5 protein-coding genes are annotated in these 22,016 nt (G+C 37.0%); 4 read left to right on the top strand and 1 reads right to left on the bottom strand.

All coding sequences use genetic code 11. From position 1 onward, the window contains the following. Window positions 1–579: 579 nt before the first annotated feature. On the top strand, window positions 580–1,104 hold the full coding sequence (locus ACNQGG_RS15730; RefSeq protein ID WP_417965544.1) for a hypothetical protein: 525 nt from the start codon (window positions 580–582) through the stop codon (window positions 1,102–1,104). A gap of 53 nt (window positions 1,105–1,157) precedes the next feature. Then, on the top strand, window positions 1,158–1,718 hold the full coding sequence (locus tag ACNQGG_RS15725) for a DUF6642 family protein (RefSeq protein WP_417965542.1): 561 nt from the start codon (window positions 1,158–1,160) through the stop codon (window positions 1,716–1,718). A 132-nt stretch (window positions 1,719–1,850) separates the two neighbouring features. On the opposite strand, the gene ACNQGG_RS15720 is transcribed toward ACNQGG_RS15725, so the two are convergent. Next, window positions 1,851–2,525: a TonB-dependent receptor plug domain-containing protein gene (locus tag ACNQGG_RS15720; RefSeq protein ID WP_417965540.1), complete on the bottom strand. Its 675-nt coding sequence runs from the start codon at window positions 2,523–2,525 to the stop codon at window positions 1,851–1,853. Between the two features lie 512 nt (window positions 2,526–3,037). On the opposite strand from ACNQGG_RS15720, the gene ACNQGG_RS15715 reads away from it, so the two are divergent. Further along, window positions 3,038–8,008 (top strand): LamG-like jellyroll fold domain-containing protein, encoded by a 4,971-nt coding sequence (locus ACNQGG_RS15715; protein ID WP_417965538.1) that lies wholly within the window; start codon window positions 3,038–3,040, stop codon window positions 8,006–8,008. 1,795 nt (window positions 8,009–9,803) lie between these two features. After that, window positions 9,804–21,959, top strand: a complete 12,156-nt coding sequence (locus tag ACNQGG_RS15710; RefSeq protein ID WP_417965536.1) for a T9SS type A sorting domain-containing protein — start codon at window positions 9,804–9,806, stop codon at window positions 21,957–21,959. Window positions 21,960–22,016: the final 57 nt, after the last annotated feature.

The following is a 22,016-nucleotide window of genomic DNA, read 5'->3' as shown; positions in this document are numbered from 1 at the left end:
GTTTTTAATGAAAAATGGAGGTGGTCATTTTGCTCCGGAATTAGGTGGTCATTTTGAATTGGAATCAGGTGGTCACTTTAAATTGGAATTGGGTGGTCAATATCACTGGAATTTGCACCAAAACAAGGTAAACAGAATTTTATAAAATTTAAAACATCTGTAAACACCCGTATAAGCTAGAGTCATTAGAATTAAAAAAGCTTATACTAAAGATTCATAACCCTGAGGTCCCGAGTTCAAATCTCGGTCTCGCTACCAAAGTAGAAACCCTAACATCAATATGTTAGGGTTTTTTTATGCTTAAAATTTGACCTATTACTCAAACCCTAACTCATAATAATGAGGTTTATGCTAAAAAAAATGAATTTTGAACACATCCCTTCTATTTTTATCAAATCTAAAGTAAAAACAAATTTTCAATCCGTATCTACAATTATAAACTCAAATCCCCAAAGCACCTTCGCTTTAGAGTTATTCATATATTAGAATAAGTTATAATTGAACAACTCTGAGTTTTATCGAAGGGTTAATAACTATTTATTGTTAAATACTAACAACTGATTTTATTCTTCAGTAATTTTGATATCAGTACCAAACATAATTAACACCATTTTCTCAGATTTGAAAACCAGCAATCTTCCACTCTTCCAAAAAGCAGAATTGATTTATCAATTAGTAGAAAGCTTAGTAGCTTCTCTTCCTGAGGAGGATGCGTACCTTCAAGATACCAAACACTTAATGCGAGAAGATGCTATGACCATTACTGCAAAAATTGCTGGTGCCGAAGGTGGAGATTTGTATAGCATTAGGATGCAAAATGCTGCAATAATTAGAGAACATGCTATGGATTTATATATCCAGGTAGGTAGTTTACGGTTGCATAAAAAATTTAAAGAATTAGAATATGTTCAACTCATTCGCAAAGAGCTAAACGATTTTAGGTTATTGTTTATAGAATGGGTAGAAAGCTTTGACACCAACAACCATATCTGGGACGATTGGGAATTATTCAATCCTCCGGGAGCCATTCCTCCAAACGAGCAAGACACAGCTAGTGATAATGATTTTGATCTCAATGATTTTTTTGAAGATGATGAAGAGTAATATATTGCCCCCTAATAAACCTCTCAAAATGATTATCTACTTAAACTAAATACATGGATTCTGATACATTCATTTTCTGCCTCGAGGCCGTCGCCGATGTAGAAACTCACACACACACTGAAGTAGTCAAAAACTTAGAACAACTGGCCTTTGAACAAAATATTACAAGCATTTATAAAACGTGCGATACTATTGAAGGATTAGAAGAAAGTTTAAACACACTACTCTATGAGGATCATAATTTCAAGAATTATGAAATAATCTACTTACTAATGCCCGGTGAAGGAAACAACATTTGCCTCAATGATTATTATTATAGTTTAGAAGAAATAGCTGAGTTATTTGAAGGAAAAATGAAAGGGAAAATTTTGCATTTCGCCAATAGAAAGCCACTAGACCTAAGCCAGGATGAAGCACAATACTTTTTAGATATTACAGGAGCGCGTGCTGTTTCTGGTTATGGGGCGCAATTCCATAACTTAACCAGCATTGCACTCGACAAAGCTTTCTTTGGCTTATTTGAAGAACAAGATAATGTGGTTGAAATAGTGGAAGAATTACATGAGAAATACTATGCCCTTTGTAAACTCCTCGATTTTAGATTGTATTATTAAAAATGGTATCTCATCTTAGCAAAATTCCAAATTAGTTTGAATACTAAGAACAAGGAATCCAGTAAATAATAGAATTTACAGACAAACTGATTTATTATACATTTTTAGATTTTCATTATTTAGCCATCAAAATTATTTAGTCTTAATGAGAATAACTCCTGCAGATGCCTGTGATCCATAAACAGAAGCTTCTGCACCCTTTAATACACTTATGTTTTTCACATTATTAGGCGATATATAATCAATACTTGATACAATCATTCCATCGACAACAAATAATGGTTCCGAAATATTACGAATAGAACTAACCCCTCTAATGGTTATCCTATTGTCCCTTGAAACTGTGACTCCAGACAAACGGCCTCTAATCATATCGTATATTGTATTATAAACAGCTGCATTTTTATCTGTTGGAATACTTATGGCCACTGAATTATTAACCTTATATTTTTTATCCACTTCAGAATATCCAATTGTAATCTTATCTCCTTTTTTTGTTTGTCCTTTTATAGATTTATCCGAATCTAAAAACATAAAATTCATGATATTTTCATTATTGAATTTAGAAGATAATAAACCATAGTCATCTGAGTAAACATGAACCATAGTCACCTTTTCAGGAAGCAATATTTCAAAATCCCCATTTTTATTTGTTTCAACATTTGTATAAATAGAATCTAAAAATACCTTAGCATTTACAACTGGTTTATTCTTACTGTTGGAGACCTTTCCTATTAGTATATTTTGTCCATAACTAAAACCGACAAATAATAAAAAAGCAAACAATACTATCTTAGAAAGTTTCATAAAATTTTGATTTATATGTTTAATAAATATATAAAAAAAATAGACTTTATAATAATTAATGTTAGCTCCACTAAAAATTTAATAAATTACCTGTTGGGTGCAACGTCTACAAATTGCTTCTCCAAACTAATGAGTTCCAGATCAACCCTCATTGTAACCAATTGACTAAAAAATTTATCAATATTTCCTTTTAGCTTTTTTCCTCTAAAGTCATTTATGGCTCTAAAATCAGGTTACCTCTTATTTTTTGTTATTAAATCGTATACCCTATTAGTTAGTTAAAACAGACTTGATTTTCAAATTCCATTAAAAAATCAAAGTTTTTTTGCATAATAAATTATAATCTAATAGCTACTAATTTATAAAAAACATTCACTTTGTCGATTATACTTACTTTTAATCTGTTTTTTGAGAGAAAATATATAAATTTGATGTCGCATCGTAATTATTTTCTTAATTGATTTCATTTGAAATAAATATATCCATCATAATTAATTAAAAGGCAGAAAATTATGAAGAAAATTTACTCTAAAAAAAGAAAGTACAATTTAATATATTTAGTATGTACAATACTATTTTTTGTTCTGCCTGCGCAAATAAAGGCCCAAACAGTTACATCTCCGCAAGTTAATTTTTCGCAAAGAACTTCCTCTGCAACACCTGCCAAAACGATATATAATGTGAAGGGTGATTTTACCATGTTAGGCAACACCAATTTAACTCTCTCAACTTATTCTACCACCACTAATAATGAAGGTAATGCGATGAAATATGTCGATATTGATGGTGATCCTACTACTTTGAATTCTTCCATGGCTACCCTTGAACTCTCTAATAGAGGTGAGAATAGCGCCAACCCAAATTGTTCAACTGTTCTTTTTGCAGGTCTGTACTGGACTGGGAAATCAGATGACGCTGATATTGTTACAGGTTCAAAACCGGTTCAAACTGGCACACAACCAATCAATAATAATTTAGCCATAAATCACAATCAAAGTATTACCAATACGAATTACAGTTTAATTATAACTAGAGATAATCCAACTAACAATAATCGTAGCCCAATTTATACATTTTCAGGAAATGGTAATACCTATGTTTTTCATTACACTAATAATGCGGCACCAGCAACAGTAACACTTTCCATAAATGGTGGCACAGCTACAAATATCCCCGTAATAATTACTACATCAGGAAGCGTTGCCACTGCCACTCTTACAACACCTTATATTATAGCAGATGGGACGGTAAATTTAACCATTAATCAATTAATTAGGAGTACCGCAACAAATTTAAACCTTGCAGACACTCAAAGCACTTCCTCAGCATCGGTAAATGTTTCAGGTACTATTCCTGTATATACAACTCTTACTTACAACAAAAAAGTAGTTTCTTTAAAGGGACCAGGCGCTACTTCTTACACCGCCATCACGGCAAAACCTAACGGTGCCAGTTCTGAAATCCGTTTTCCAGGAGCTGCCCAAAGTGGAATTTTCATTGGTTATCAAGAAATCACCGATTATGTAAAAACACATGGTTCAGGAGCTTATACTGTTGCCGATGTGGCTTTGACAGAAGGAACGAATTCTAATCCGGGTTTATCGGGTGGTTGGGTTATGCTTGTTATTTATGAAAATCCTGTCATGAAAAGTCGTGCCGTAACTCTTTTTGACGGCTATGCCTATGTAAACGGCCAACTTGCAGGTGGCGGTGAATATGGATCAATTCCTATTTCAGGATTTACTACAGTTGGTTCAGGACAAGTAAACATGAAACTGGGCGTAATGGCAGCTGAAGGAGATGTTGCGACCAATTCAGGAAGTGATTATCTGGCAGTACAAAAATTAAATGCAGATCCAGCAGTTTACAACACCACTAACTATTTAACGTTAAATCATGCAGGAAATTCAACCACTAACTTCTTCAATTCTTCTATATTCCCAGTTCCGGCTTTAGGTACCAGCAACCCAATTTTACAAAACAATACTGGAGTTGATTTTAGTATGTTTACCATTCCCAATACTGGAAATTTAGTCATAGGTAACAACCAGACATCCACAACTTTTAGGTTTGGCTCCACTTATGAAGTATATACGATATTCGGTTTTGCCATGTCAGTAGATGCCTATATCCCGGAACCCAAAGGATTAATAAGCGTAACTTCAATTAATAATGTTCTAAACCCTCCCATTTTAAATGCATCTCCTGGGCAAACAATTAATTATTCCCTCAATATTACTAATGAAGGTACCGAAGCCACAAATAACACCATAGTTGCAATCCCCATTCCTGCAACAGCAATTTTCCATACAGGAACTATTTTATACCACACTTACCACGGTTTTACCACGGCCAACATTCCCTATTTTGATTCAGCAACAAATAAAATTATTTGGAATTTGGGTACGTTACCTATAACATCCGGTCATCCCGAATATGTATATGCCGATATAAGCTTTACCCTCGATGTTACAACAGATTGTTCCATTATACTAAATGCGGGTTGCAGCCCCGAAGTTTCTCTGGAAACAGGAAACATAACCGGTACGGGTGCTACATCGGGAACTTCATTTACGAAGTATTTTTTTCAAGGATATGATGGAACTGCTTGTCATTTGCCAATTGATGGCTCGATAAAAGTAGCCATAGACGCAAGTTCCTGCTTGTCAAGTATGGCTGGCCCAAATCGAAATGATTTTTGTGGAGGAGAATTAGTTACATTAGCAGCAACATCTGGTACAACAGGAATATGGTCTATCGTTAGTGGTCCTGCAGGCGGTGGCGAAATTTTTTCGAATAGCACAAGCCCAAGTTCAACATTTTACAGCCCTTATCTTGGTGCATATACCTTGAGATGGACTACAAGTTGCGCCACCACAGATGATGTTGTAGTTACTTTTGAACTCTGCAATGTTGTCAATTTTGACGGAAGTGATGACCATATTAACTTTAAAAATAACTTTAATTTAAACAATGGTTCTTTTAGTATTGAAGCGTGGATAAAATCGAATGCTACTAATCCCAACACCCAAACTATAATTTCAAAACATCTCAGCCCGAGTTCGACTGATGGCTATGATTTAAGATTGGTAAACAATTTTATTTCATTCAATTGGAATAATAATTCTATAATAGCTACTCATGCAATTGATACTAACAGGTGGTATCATATTGGAGTTACTTTTAATGGCACTACCTATAAATTATATATTGACGGAATATTAGAGAAGACTGCTACAGGTGTAAATCCGACACTGAATAGCGTTGATTTTATTTTGGGCGCAATGAGTCAAAATACTGACATACCCTATAATTATTACAATGGCTATACAGATGAGCTACGCATATGGAATGTTTCTTTGGCTGTTGATCAAATTCGTCAAATGATGAATCAGGAAATCATAAATGATGGTAGCGGTAATGTAAAAGGAGTAATTGTATCCAAAAACATCAGTGGATTAAATTGGACTAATTTGTCAAGTTATTATCAAATGAATCGAGCAAGCGATATCAGCATTGGCTATTTAATGGACAAATCCGGCAACTCTAAAAATGGTAAATTGAAAGGCATTTATGTTCAAGAACCCGATACTGCCCCAATCCCTTATACCTCTGGAAGTAATGGTAGCTGGGAAACAGATACTACTTGGACTAATTATACCGTTTGGGATGTACCTAATAGTGTAGGTATAGATAATGCTACAAAAATAGATTGGAATATAGTTAAAACATCACATAATATTACTTCTAATAGCAATAAAACTGTTTTGGGATTATTTGTAAACAGTAATATATTAAGTGCTGCAAATGATTCAAAAATTGAAGTTTCGAGTTATCTAAAATTAGATGGAAAAATAGATTTGATAGGAATGTCACAATTGGTTCAAACTAGTGAAAGCGATTTAGACGTTACAAGTTCCGGGTCTATAGAAAAAGACCAACAAGGGCAATCCAACAAATACAATTATAACTATTGGAGTTCTCCTGTAAGTCCAATAAACACAACCGCTAACAATACCAATTATACCGTTACTGGTATCATGAAAGATGGGACTACGACAACTCCTCAAAATATTAACTGGATTGGCGGCTATGATGGAGCGCCCACAACTCCTATTAGTTTAGCGCGATACTGGCTTTATAAATTTGACAATTATGTGAATGCTTATGCAAATTGGCACCAAATATTAGAGACAGATCCGCTGCGTGTCGGACAAGGATTTACATTGAAAGGAAGTGGAGCGGCATCCGGGGCTCAAAATTATACTTTTGTTGGAAAACCAAATAACGGTACAATCACAACAAATACAGTAGGTGACGATCAATTATTATTAACAGGTAATCCCTATCCTTCTGCATTAGATGCTGATGCTTTTATAACTGACAATATAAGTTCTTTAGAAACTTTCTCTAATCCTTCTACAGATGGCACTTTATATTTTTGGGAACATTATACTACTAATAACACACATGCTTTACGTGATTATCAAGGGGGATATGCAGTACGAAATTTAACTGGAGGATTAGCTCCTTCAGCAACAGGAGTCGATTTTATTAGCCAATCAGGCACCCCATCAAGAGGAATTCCTAACCGATATATTCCAGTAGGTCAAGGTTTTTTTGTAAATGGAAAAATAGGCTCTGGTGGTACGGTTACTTTTAAGAATAGTCAAAGAGCTTTTCATAAAGAAAATGACGCTTTGAATTCGAATGTGATGTATAAATTTAAGACTGGAAAAAATAAAATTTTGGATAATAATAATAATAATAATAATGATTCCGTTATAAATAATTATTATAAAAAAATTCGTTTAGGATTCAATTCACATGATAATCATCACAGACAAGTGCTGTTAGGGTTCATGAATGAGAAAGCTACCAGCGAAATGGATTACGGTTATGACGGTCTAAATATTGATGATTTCCCAAATGATATGTACTTATTGAATGGAGAAAACCAATTAGTAATAGAAGGTGAAGGATTTTTTGATGCAAATGCCTCCTACCCGATTGGTGTAAAAACAGATGCTGAAGGAAAAGTAAAGTTCCTGATTGATGAATTGGAAAACTTCGACTCCTCACAAGCGATTTACATCTACGATGATTTGACAAAGATGTATCATGATATTCGCAATGAAACATTTGAAGTGATTCTGCCAGAAGGCAAAAACAACAATCGATTTTCATTACGATTTACTAATAAAACATTAAGCGTTGATGACAAAATCATCAATGACAGCACCATTAAAATTACTCATATACAGAATGACAATATACTTATAATCAATAACAATACATTAGAAACTATCGTTGAAAAAGCTACTTTATTCAATATAATCGGCCAATTAATAAGCACTTGGGAAATTGAAAATCAAGACCAAAAAAACATTCAGCTACCTCTAAAAAAAGTAAATTCTGGTGTTTATATTGTAAAGATTTATACAACAAAAGGAGATTTTAGTAAAAAAGTAATCATTCCTTAACAAGAAAAAAGAAGTAAACATTAAGCATAAATTTCTGAAAACGGATAATTTGTCTGATGATAAAATCCTTTGATTGAAAAAAATATTATTTAAAAAAAATTATCACAAGTAGTTGATTTTAAATAACATAAATCAGAATGTAATTTTAATATTTCTGGTGATGTAACAGTAACTATCGAATCTTCAATAACTTTTGCAAACAACACCAACTTGATTCAAACTAAAGACGCTAATGGAAACTCCGGAAACATCATCGTTAAAAGGCAAAGTTCAATTAATGTGATAAGATTACATCCCCTGGTCGCACCGGTCAGCACTTCATTAGAAGATGTAGAAGATTGCATTACTAATGTCGTAAAAGCTACAAGCAAAAAAGAGGTAATGAGTATCTGGAAGGCACTGAAAAAGTCTCTTTTTTCAAAAGACTATTAAAAAAGCGATTAAATAAGGTTTTGATCTTATTTAATCGCTTTTTTTGTGAAATTTAATTTTAAGTGACCACAAGATATTTATAACAACTAAAAGGAGTGAAACCATAGTGTTTTTGCTCCTTTTCAGGTAGTTTCATTTTCCGTATTTCAGGTAGTTTTTCAGTGCCCTCGAGTATCTGTGAATATAGCTATGTGTTTTTAGATAAAATTTGGACTGTATAATGCAAGTGTTTGGTATTAACGTTTACTGATTGGCAAAACAAAAAGTGTTCAAAATTAGTCAGATGTCAGTATTATTTCAAAAAACATAAAATACTGAAATTATATTTTTCAACAAAATTATCTTCTTCATTTTAATATATCCAAAAAACAGTACTATTCCTTTTTTAGCTGTTAGGATTCATGAACGAGAAAGCAACCAGCGAAATGGATTACGGTTATGAGATGATTTTCCAAATGACATATACTTATTGAATGGCGAAAACCAATTAGTAATAGAAGGAAAAAGCAGATTCCGAAGGAAAAAAGTAAAGCTCTTAATTGATAAATTGGAAAGCTTCGACTCCGCAAAAGCAATTTATATCTACGATGATTTGACAGGAATATACCATGATATTCGCAATGAAACATTGAAGTGATCCTGCCAGAAGGCGAAAACAACAATCGTTTTGCATTACGATTGAATAATAAACATTAAGTGTTGATGATAACACCATTAAAGTTATTCATTTACAAAATAAGAATAGTCTTTCAATCATAACAATACATTAAAAAAAATCCTTGAAAAAGTTACTTTATTCCAATATAATAGGCCAATCAGTAAGTACTTGAAAAATCGAAAATCAAGATCAATAAAATATCTAACTGCCGATTAAGTGCATTATATATACTGTAAAACTTCAAACATAGATTTTAGTAAAAAATTAATTATCCCATAACGCTATAAAAAGAAATTTAAAAAAAGAAAAACTATCTAAAATAATATTTTTTCTATATCTAAATTGGCCTTAAATAAAGAAAAAACGAAAACATATAAGATTAATTTTCTTAAAACGAGTCGTTTATCGGATGATAAAATCCTTTCATCGAAAAAAAAATTTTTTTTCAAACAATCTCATCATAAATAGTTAATTTTAAGATATGTAAGCCTAGTCCTTTAAACAAAAAACACTCCGAGCACAATTCTACTTGTTACTTTTTGTGTGAAATAATTATTAAAACTACACCAAAACTGTAACAGGCATATAACTTTTTCATTGGAAATAATACCACTACAATAAACATTTTTTTGTTTCTAAAAACTGCATGAATTTTTATGCCTTTTTATAAAAATAATAATCGTTTGATTTTAAAATGTAGGTGTCATGAAAAAAAAATACTTTAAATCTCTCATAAATTTATTTTCAGCATTAAAAATATCGAAAACATGTCATCTGTTTACAATTGTTTTGATTGCTTTTTTAATTAGTATTGATAATTTTGCCCAATCAATATCGAGTTTTACTCCCACTAATGCTTGTACGGGTTCCGGTACTTCAGTTGTTATATCTGGAACTGGTTTTACTGGTGCTACAGCCGTTTATTTTAATGGTGTAACAGCAACTTATACTATAAACAGCAGTGGCACTCAAATTACAGCTACCTTACCTACAGCCGCTACAACTGGAGTTATTACGGTGACTCCCTTATCAGGACCCGATATTATTAGCTCGGGCACTTTTACGGTAAATACTCTTTCGGTTCCATCTGTAACAATTCTTGCTAATCCAGCTAGCCCTATATGCTCAGGAACTTCGGTAACATTTACTGCAGCTCCTGTAAATGGAGGTAGTAGTCCAGCGTACAAATGGTATGTGGGAGCAACTCTAGTTGGTTCAAATAGCCCAACTTTCACAACCAGTTCTCTTGTTAATGGAAATCAAATAAAAGTTGAAATGACTTCTAATGCTATCTGCCCATCTCCTGCTATTGTAACCAGTAACATTATAACAATGACGGTGAATCCTTTGATTACACCATCTGTTACTATTGAAGCAACTGAAACAATATTTTGTGCAGGAACACCTGTAACATTTAGCGTAGATGCGTTGACCAATGGTGGTCTAACTCCAATCTATCAATGGCGTTTAAATGGGACTCCGATTGGAACAAACAGCAATTCATTTACTTCCTCTACACTTTCAAATAATGATGTCATTACATTAGATGTAACATCATCAGCGTCTTGCGCTACACCTGCGATGGTGACAAGTAATAGTATTCAGGTAACTGTGAATCCAAATTTACCTGCAAGTGTGAGTATTATTTCAAGCGATGCCGACGATACAATTTGTGCAGGAACGAGTATACTATTTACAGCCACCCCAACCAATGGCGGAACCACTCCAGCTTATCAATGGTACGTAGGAGCAACCCCAGTTGGTTCAAATAACATAACCTACACCACAACGGGGCTTACAAATGGACAATCCGTATCGGTGGTCATGACTTCAAATGCAGTCTGTGCTATTGGAAGTCCTGCAACTAGTAACACTATTATCACTACTGTCAATCCAAATTTACCTGCAAGCGTGAGTATTGTTTCAAGCGATGCCGACGATACAATTTGTGCAGGAACGAGTATACTATTTACAGCCACCCCAACCAATGGCGGAACCACTCCAGCTTATCAATGGTACGTAGGAGCAACCCCAGTTGGTTCAAATAGCACAACCTACACCACAACAGGGCTTACAAATGGACAATCCATATCGGTGGTCATGACTTCAAATGCAGTCTGTGCTATTGGAAGTCCTGCAACTAGTAACACTATTATCACTACTGTCAATCCAAATTTACCTGCAAGCGTGAGTATTGTTTCAAGCGATGCCGATAATACTATTTGTGCGACAACGAGCATAACATTTACAGCAACACCAACCAATGGCGGAACCACTCCAGCTTATCAATGGTACGTAGGCGCAACTCCCGTGGGTTCAAATAATTCAACTTATACAACTTCAGGTCTTACAACTGGTCAGTCAGTATCAGTGGTTATGACTTCAAATGCGGTATGCGCTAGCGGTAATCCAGCTACTAGCAACGCTATTGTTACAACGGTGAATCCAAATTTACCTATAAGTGTGAGTATTGCTGCAACCGCGACAACAATATGTGCAGGAACATCAGTAACCTTTACAGCTACTCCAACAAATGGCGGTACAACACCTGCTTATCAATGGCAAATAAATGGGGTAAATACAGGAACAAATAGCAACCTTTTTACAACTTCAAGTCTTACAAATGGCCAAGTAGTAACGGTGATATTAACTTCAAGTGCTATTCCTTGTGCAACTGGAAATCCAGCCACAAGCAACGGCATTACAATGACCGTAAATCCGAACTTACCCGTAAGCGTTAGTGTAACAGCATCTGCTACAACAATATGTGCCGGAAGTAGCGTCACTTTTACAGCTACGCCAACAAATGGAGGAGCAACTCCTACTTATCAATGGCAAGTAAATGGTATAAATACAGGAACAAGCAATATATTTACTACTTCAAGTCTTACAAATGGCCAAGTTGTAACGGTAATATTAACTTCAAGTGCTATTCCTTGTGCAACTGGAAATCCAGCTACAAGCACCGGCATTACAATGACCGTAAATCCGAATCTACCAGTGAGTGTTAGTGTAACATCATCTGCTACAACAATCTGCCTCGGAACAAGTGTGACTTTTACTGCAACACCAACAAATGGAGGAACAACCCCTGCTTATCAATGGAAAGTAAATGGAGTAAATGTTGGAACCAACAACAACACATTTACCACAACAACACTAACAAATGGACAAATTGTTACCGTTGTTTTAACCTCAAATGCAACATGCCCAACCAGTAACCCAGCTACTAGCAACGGAATTACCATGACGGTTAATCCAAACTTACCCGTTAGCGTTAATATTGCTGCAACAGCAACAACAATCTGTGACGGAACATCGGTAACCTTTACCGCTACTCCAACAAATGGAGGCACAACACCTGCTTATCAATGGAAGGTAAATGGGGTAAATGCAGGAACAAACAGTAACACATTTACTACAACAACTCTTACTAATGGACAAGTCGTTACAGTCGTATTAACATCCAATACTACACCTTGTGCAACAGGAAATCCTGCAACAAGTAACAGCATTTCTATAACAGTAAATTCATTAGTTACACCTTTTGTAAGCATAACATCTACCTCAACATCAATATGTTCAAGCGTTGGAACTTCGGTAACTTTTACTGCAAGCCCAACAAATGGTGGAAGTACACCAACTTACCAATGGCAAAGAAACGGGTTAAATATTGCTGGAGCAACTAATTCTACTTATACCACTACATCACTAGCAAACCCATCAACAATCACCGTAGTGATGACTTCAAATGCTACTTGTGCATCACCAACTACAGCTACCAGTAACAGTATTGTGATGACCGTTTATACAGGAACTCCTACACTTCCTGCAAATCCAATATCAGGCCCTACAGCAGTTTGCCCCGTTGCTTCAGCCACATATTCAGTATCTGCAGTTGCTGGTGCGACGCTCTATACTTGGTCTGTTCCCACAGGTTGGGTTATAAATTCCGGACAAGGAACTACATCTATAACCGCAACCGCAACAGGATCAGCAACAATAGGAAGTAATCAAAACATTACTGTTCAAGTAAGTAACCCATGTGGCACTGGTAATTCAAAAACTTTTAATGTTGACGTAAATACTTTTGCGGCGGTGAACCTTGGCGCTGACATTAGTATGTGTTCTGGAACAAGTATTAGTTTAAACCCGTTATTAACCGGTAATGCAAATGCACTACCCACGTTTACTTCGTCTAGCGGAACTATTAGTGGAGGACCATATCCTGCGTCATATACTTATACACCTAGCATTTCAAATGGCACAGTTACAATCAATGCAACAACAAACGATCCTGCGGGAGGTTGTAACGCAGGTACTGATCAATTAGTTATTACTGTAAACCAGACTGTGGCAATTACATCACATCCAGTGGCTACACAAACGATATGCTCTGGAACGAACGTAAGTTTCAGTGTTACGGCCACGGGAACAGGCTTAACTTACCAATGGAAAAAAGGAGCTACAATCCTTGCAAACGGAGGAAACATAAGTGGTGCAACAAGTGCTACTTTAACTTTAACCGGTGTTTTAACAACCGATGCGGGAAGCTATAATGTTGTGGTGAGTGGAGCCAGTCCTTGTGCTGCGGTTACTTCTTCAAATGCCATTCTCGTTGTAAACCAAATTGTGGCAATAACTGCCCAGCCTGCTGTTACCCAAACTGTATGTTCAGGAAATTCCATAAGCTTTAGTGTAACGGCAACAGGAACAGGCTTGACCTATCAATGGAGAAAAGGCATAACCAATCTTTCCAATGTCGGTAACATCAGTGGAGCCACAACCAATACTTTAACCATTAACCCCGTAGCATCAAGTGATGCTGCCGCGGATTATAATGTCGAGATAACAGGAACAGCGCCGTGTACTGTCGCTACTTCCAATAATTCAGCCTTGCTGGTTAATGATGCTGTGGCTATTATTTCGCAACCTGCAGCCACACAAACAGCGTGCTCAGGAACGAACATAAGTTTCAGTGTTACGGCCACGGGAACAGGCTTAACTTACCAATGGAAAAAAGGAGCTACAATCCTTGCAAACGGAGGAAACATAAGTGGTGCAACAAGTCCTACTTTAACTTTGACCGGTGTTTTAACAACCGATGCGGGAAGCTATAATGTTGTGGTGAGTGGAGCCAGTCCTTGTGCTGCGGTTACTTCTTCAAATGCCATTCTCGTTGTAAACCAAGTGGTAGCAATAACTGCCCAGCCAGCTGTTACTCAAACTGTATGTTCAGGAAATTCCATAAGCTTTAGTGTAACGGCAACAGGAACAGGCTTGACCTATCAATGGAGAAAAGGCATAGCCAATCTTTCCAATGTCGGTAACATCAGTGGAGCCACAACCAATACTTTAACCATTAATCCGGCAACGTCAGGTGATGCTGCCGCGGATTATAATGCCGTGATAACGGGAACAGCGCCATGTACTGTCGCTACTTCCAATAATTTTGCTTTGGTGGTGAATGATGCTGTGGCTATTATTTCGCAACCTGCAGCCACACAAACAGCGTGCTCTGGAACAAACGTAAGTTTTAGCGTAACGGCCACGGGAACAGGCTTAACTTACCAATGGAAAAAGGGCGCAACAATCCTTGCAAACGGAGGAAGCATAAGTGGTGCAACAAGTGCTACTTTAACTTTAACCGGTGTTTTAACAACCGATGCGGGAAGCTATAATATTGTGGTGAGTGGAGCCAGTCCTTGTGCTGCGGTTACTTCTTCAAATGCCGTTCTCGTTGTAAACCAAATTGTGGCAATAACTGCCCAGCCTGCTGTTACCCAAACTGTATGTTCAGGAAATTCCATAAGCTTTAGTGTAACGGCAACAGGAACAGGCTTGACCTATCAATGGAGAAAAGGCATAACCAATCTTTCCAATGTCGGTAACATCAGTGGAGCCACAACCAATACTTTAACCATTAACCCCGTAGCATCAAGTGATGCTGCCGCGGATTATAATGTCGAGATAACAGGAACAGCGCCATGTACTGTCGCTACTTCCAATAATTCAGCCTTGCTGGTTAATGATGCTGTGGCAATCACGTCACAACCTGCCACTACACAAACAGCGTGCTCTGGAACGAACGTAAGTTTTAGCGTAACGGCAACGGGAACAGGCATAACCTATCAATGGAGAAAAGGCACTACTAATCTTGTAAACGGGGGCAATCTCAGTGGTGCAACTAGTGCTACTTTAACTTTAACCGGTGTTTTAACAACCGATGCGGGAAGCTATAATGTTGTGGTGAGTGGAGCCAGTCCTTGTGCTGCGGTTACTTCTTCAAATGCCGTTCTCGTTGTAAACCAAGTGGTAGCAATAACTGCCCAGCCAGCTGTTACTCAAACTGTATGTTCAGGAAATTCCATAAGCTTTAGTGTAACGGCAACAGGAACAGGCTTGACCTATCAATGGAGAAAAGGCATAGCCAATCTTTCCAATGTCGGTAACATCAGTGGAGCCACAACCAATACTTTAACCATTAATCCGGCAACGTCAGGTGATGCTGCCGCGGATTATAATGTCGTGATAACGGGAACAGCGCCATGTACTGTCGCTACTTCCAATAATTCTGCTGTGGTGGTGAATGATGCTGTGACTATTATTTCGCAACCTGCAGCCACACAAACAGCGTGCTCTGGAACAAACGTAAGTTTTAGCGTAACGGCCACGGGAACAGGCTTAACTTACCAATGGAGAAAAGGCACTACTAATCTTGTAAACGGGGGCAATCTCAGTGGTGCAACTAGTGCTACATTAACAATCTCAAATGTGGCGACCACGGATGCTGCGAATAATTATAATGTTGTGATAACCGGCACAAGCCCTTGTGCGCCGATAACTTCAAATAACGCAATCTTGCTTGTAAATCGTAGAGTTATCATAGGAACTCAACCATCCAATTTAGGAATATGTGCCAGTAGTACAGCACAGTTTGGTGTTGTAGCTAGCGGAGATGGACTAACTTACCAATGGTATAAAGGAACCTTCCCAGGCACTGCGGTTACCAATACTGCATTTATTACGGGGGCTCAAACAAATATTTTAAATTTTAGTCAGGCATTTTTGCCAGATGATGGTATTTATTATGTTGTCGTAAATGGTACCAGTCCTTGTGCCTCTACAAAATCAAATGAGGTAACCTTAAATGTAGACCAATCCATTTTAATTACAACCCAACCTATTGCACAGACTGTCTGTGAAGGCACTAATATTAGCATCTCAGTTGCTGCCAATGCAGGCGGTGATCCTATTACCTATCAATGGAGAAAAAATGGCAACAACATTTCAGGCGCAACAAATGCAACTTATACAATTACAGCAGCAGTTTTGGCAAATGCAGGTAATTATGATGTGGTTGTTTCAGGGCCTTTGGGTTATACTTGTCCAACGGTTACTTCTGTTAGTTCAGCACTTACGGTTACACCAACAGTTGGTACACCAACAGCGATTACCATATCTGCAGGAACAGAACCAAGTTGTCAAATAACAGCTTCTACTTCTACTACCACATTTGCTACAACAGCTACCAACAGTACCGGTTTTAACTGGTCAGTAAGTAATCCCTCAGCAGGGACTATCAACTCATCAGGACTGATGACATGGACAACAGGTTTTTCTGGGGCTGTCAATATCCAAGTAACGGCAAATGGTTGTAATGGTCCTTCAACACAGGTAATCAGAACAGTTCTTGTTAACCCTACGCCAAATGCAGTGGCAATAAATTCAGCTCAAACCATTTGTTCCGCAACAGTAATTACAACAATAGGTTTATCAGGAAATGTAGCTTCAACGACTTTCAATTGGACTAGAAATAATACACCAACTGTTACGGGAATTGCTGCCAGCGGAAGTGGAGACATCAGTGGAAGTCTAACTAACACTACTAATACACCCGTAACCGTAACTTTTACTATTACCCCTATAGCTAATGGATGTTCCGGCACTCCAATAATAGCAACAGTTCTCGTTAATCCTACACCAAATGCAGTGGCAACAAATGCTGCTCAAACAATTTGTTCAACAACAGCAATAACAACAATGGCTTTTTCCGGAAATGTAGCTGCAACTACTTACAATTGGACTAGAAATAATACTATATCAGTAACCGGAATTGCAGCCAGTGGAAGTGGAAATATCAGTGGAAACTTAACCAATACTACTAATGCATTCCTAACAGTGACTTTTACAATCACTCCTACGGCTAATGGTTGTAATGGAACGCCAATAACCACGACAGTTCTCGTTAACCCTACACCAAATGCAGTGGCAACAAATGCTGCTCAAACCATTTGTTCACAAAGTGCCATTGCAACGATGGTTTTATCTGGAAATGTGGCTTCAACGACTTATAATTGGACCAGAGACAATACAGTAGACGTAACCGGAATTGGCGCCAGCGGAAGCGGAAATATCAGCGGAAGCTTAACCAACAATACTAACGCACCAGTAACAGTGACTTTCACCATTACCCCTACAGCTAATGGATGTAGTGGAACACCCATAACCGCAACAGTTATCATTAACCCTGCGCCAAATGCAGTGGTAACAAATGCTGCTCAAACAATTTGTTCAGCAAGTGCAATTACAACAATGGCTTTATCTGGAAATATAGCTTCAACGACTTTCAATTGGACTAGAGATAATACAGTTTCAGTAACAGGAATTGCCATCAGTGGAAGCGGAAACATCAGTGGAAACTTAACTAACACAACTAGTGCACCCATAACCGTAACTTTTACAATCACACCAACTGCTAACAGTTGCAATGGAACGCCAATAACCACGACAGTTTTGGTGTATCCAACTCCTAATGCAATAGCAACTCCGGCGACACAAACGCTATGTTCAGCAAGCCCAATTACAGCAATAGTTTTATCTGGAAGTATTCCATCAACTACTTATAATTGGACTAGAGACAATACAGTAGCCGTTACCGGAATAGCTTCCAGCGGAAGTGGAAACATCAGCGGAAGCTTAATAAATAATACCAATTCAGCTGTAACGGTGACTTTTACGATTACACCGACGGCAAATGGTTGTACCGGAACACCAACAACTGCAACAGTTAGTATTGAAGCAGCTTCAGCAGGAGGCGCAGTTACCGTTTCTCAGCCCAGTACCTTACCAGTTGTCAGAATCGTTACCGTATGTCATTCTGCCAGCGGAACGATATACTTAAGTGGGCATACAGGCACTATAGTACGATGGGAATCTTCAACTACAGGAGGAGCTAGTTGGATTCCAATTTCAAATACTGGTATGACATACAATTATTCAAATATTTTGGCCACTACACTCTTTAGAGCCATTATCCAAAACGGATCATTATGTACGCTGGCCTATTCCTCCACATCAATTATAAACGTAATTCCAAATATAAAACCTTCACCGGTAACTGCTACACCATCCACAATATGCAACGGTGATTCTACCATTCTATCTTCTCAAAGCAGTTACGCGACGAGTCAAAGCTTAGCCTCCGGGGGTGCTTTTGACACTGCCAATCCAAAAAACTGGTTGGTGGATGGTTGTGGAAATTGTCTGTCTGCCGGTGGTAGTAATACCAATCCAGGACCATTTCAGGAAAGTGCTACCAATGGAGGAACTTATTCTGACATCAATTATACCTCTTCCGGAAAATTTGTGATTGCCAATGGTAATTTCAACTCCATTTTACAAACACCAGTTTTCAATACCTTAGGATTATCATCAGCAAGTTTGCATTTTGATCATGCCTATAATTTATTAGCTGGTGCTTCAGCAAAAGTTGAAATTTCTATAGATGGAGGCACCTCATACAACGCTATTTTGGCACAGTATAATGGACCAGCCACTCAGCTTCCATATACTATTACTACTAATATGAGTATTGATTTGAGTGCTTATTTGGGACAAACCAACTTAAAAATACGATTTAACTACCAAGGTACAGTTGGAAGTTCATGGGCAATAGATAACATTGAAATCCCTGAAGCTCCTATAGGAGTGCTAACATCTCAATGGGTTGATACCAATACGAATACTGTTATAAGCAATACCAATGCAACCAATGCAACTGTATCGCCAACTGTAACAACAACCTACGCTGTAACATCCTACCTTAACGGTTGTACTAGTTTTGGTCCTAACGGTACTACTTATGTGACCGTAACAGTTAATCAAAGACCAGTAGTAAGCGCTCCTCCCGGGATAATTTGCTCAGATGAAACCACTAATATTCCGCTGACAAGTAGTGAGCCGGGAACAACATTTGCATGGACTGTAGTTCAAACTGGAGTGTCAGGGGCAAGTCCGGGTACTTTAAATACTATTGCGCAAAAATTAACAACAACAGGCGCTACTTCCGGAACAGCTGTTTATACCATTACACCCACTTCTAACGGATGTGCTGGAACTGCAAAAACAGTAACGATAGTGGTAAATCCTAGACCTACAGCAAACATCGGACCATCACAAACAATCTGTTATGATGGCACAGCTACTTTTAATATAACCTTAACAGGAACTGCTCCATGGACTATAACCTATTCTAATGGGACAACACCTACAACAGTAACTACCACCACAAACCCTTATACTTTTAATATAAGTGGCATCACCGTAAATAAAACATATACCATTACAGGATTGAGTGATGCAAATTGTAATCCTGCATTACCGCAAGATTTGACAGGTTCTGCTACAGTTACAGTTTTAACTGGTACTGCCGGTATATGGACAGGATTGGTAAGTACCGATTGGTTTGATTGTAAAAACTGGGAGCAAGGGTTGCCTTCAAGTACAATAAATGCTGTTATCAATTCCGGATTTACAAATATGCCAGTCATAAACCCATCAACATCTCCTTTTGCGGCAGCATACAGTAATATTGCCAGCGCACAAGATTTAATAATTGCCAACGGGGCTTCGGTTACTATGGCGCCATCTAGTATTTCAAATTTACAAATTAGTCGCGACTGGAAAAACAGTGGCTCTTTTGTTCCTGGAATTGGAACAGTAACCTTTAATGGTGCAACAGCAAATCAAATTCAGACTATAAATGCAGCAATAAAAACCAATGAAACTTTTTATAATTTAACCACAAATAATTCAGTTACAGCTAAAGGAATAAGTGTAGTTGATGGCTTTGAATTAACAGTTTTAAATAATTTGACTTTAGCACAAGGTGATTTACGCTTAACTGGAGAAGCTCAATTAGTTCAGGCTGGAATAGCAGCAAATCCAATTGGTGGTCTAGGAAAATTATTGAGAGACCAACAAGGTCAAAAAAATAGTTTCAATTACAATTATTGGTCATCACCAGTAAGTCCCGATAATATAAATTATTCCATTGTAAGTGTATTGAGAGATGGAACATCAATTACAAATAGTTTTACAGATGTAACTAATTTTAGTCCAAGTACTGTAAATAACATTTCATTTATTGATGGCGCTTTTAGTGCAGATGGAGCACTAACAAGTCCAATAACAATAAGCACCCGTTGGCTATGGACCTTTAATTCGCCAGCATTATCAGACCCCTTGTTAAATTACTATCAATGGAAATATATTGGAAGTACGGCATTTATAAAAGTGGGGGAAGGATTTACTATGAAAGGAACTGGTGGAACGGCTGCTATTACAGATCTACAAAACTATGTATTTGTTGGCAAACCTAATTCTGGTACTATCACATTAGCTATATCTCCTGACCAAACTTACTTAGTAGGAAATCCCTATCCATCCGCACTCGATGCCGATGAATTTATAAAAGATAATTTGGCAGACAGAAGAGGACCAGGTAAAAATGTTTTCAATGGAGCACTTTATTTTTGGGATCATTTTGGTCTATCAAACAATCATTTATTGGCTGAATATGAGGGTGGTTATTCTACATATACTTTAATGGGAGGTGTAGCGGGTATTGCTGACAGTTCTTTAACTGGAACTGGAGCTGGTACAAAAGTACCGCAACGATACATCCCCGTTGCGCAAGGATTTTTTGTTGATGCCTATTTAGACCCCGACTTAACAGCCCTTGACCCATCGGGAACGATGATTCCAACAACGGTTAATGGTGGCGATTTGATTTTTAAAAATAGCCAACGGGCATTCGTGAGAGAAGTTTCGGCAAGTTCTATTTTCATGAAAACGGCAGGAACTAAAAAAACAAAAATAATAGAAACAATAGATACAAGATCAAAAATTAGATTGGGATTTGACTCTTCTATTGGTGCACATCGACAACTATTAGTTGGAGCAGATAGTAGTACAACCCCACTTTTTGACATTGGTTATGATGCGCCAATGTTTGATTTGAGTGAAGATGATATGTTCTGGGAAATTAACAATATTGAATATGTGATTCAAGCCGTTTCTAATTTTAATGATGATCAAATAATTCCGTTGGGTCTTACAGTAACGAATGAAGGCAAAGTGACTATCAAAATTGATGCTCTAGAAAATATATCTGAAACGACTAAAATTTATTTACATGATAACGTGACGGGTATTTATCATGACATTCGTAATAGTAATTTTACAATTTCGTTAACTGCTGGCGAATACAGAAACCGTTTCTCCCTTCAATTCACAAATAAAACACTTGATGTTGATGAGAACAATTTGAATGACGGACTTATGATTTTATATTCAAATAATTATAAAGTCTTAATTATACAAAATAAAGTTCTGAATTTAACGGTTAATGATGTACGTCTTTTCAATTTGTTAGGACAAGCAGTAGCAAATTGGGATGTAAAAAATGAAAACCAAAACAGAATTCAAATTCCAATCAAAAATCTACCTTCCGGAGTTTATATTGTAAAACTGAAAACTTCTAAAGGAGATTATAGTAAAAAAATAATTATCAAATAAATTCAATTACAAATGATTAAAAAGTCTCATTTTAGAAAAATAGTATTCATAATTTTA

Source organism: Flavobacterium esculini (assembly GCF_048284325.1).
Classification (GTDB): domain Bacteria; phylum Bacteroidota; class Bacteroidia; order Flavobacteriales; family Flavobacteriaceae; genus Flavobacterium.
The sequence above is the reverse complement of the archived record's forward strand: the minus strand, read 5'-3'. Positions and strand labels throughout refer to the sequence as shown.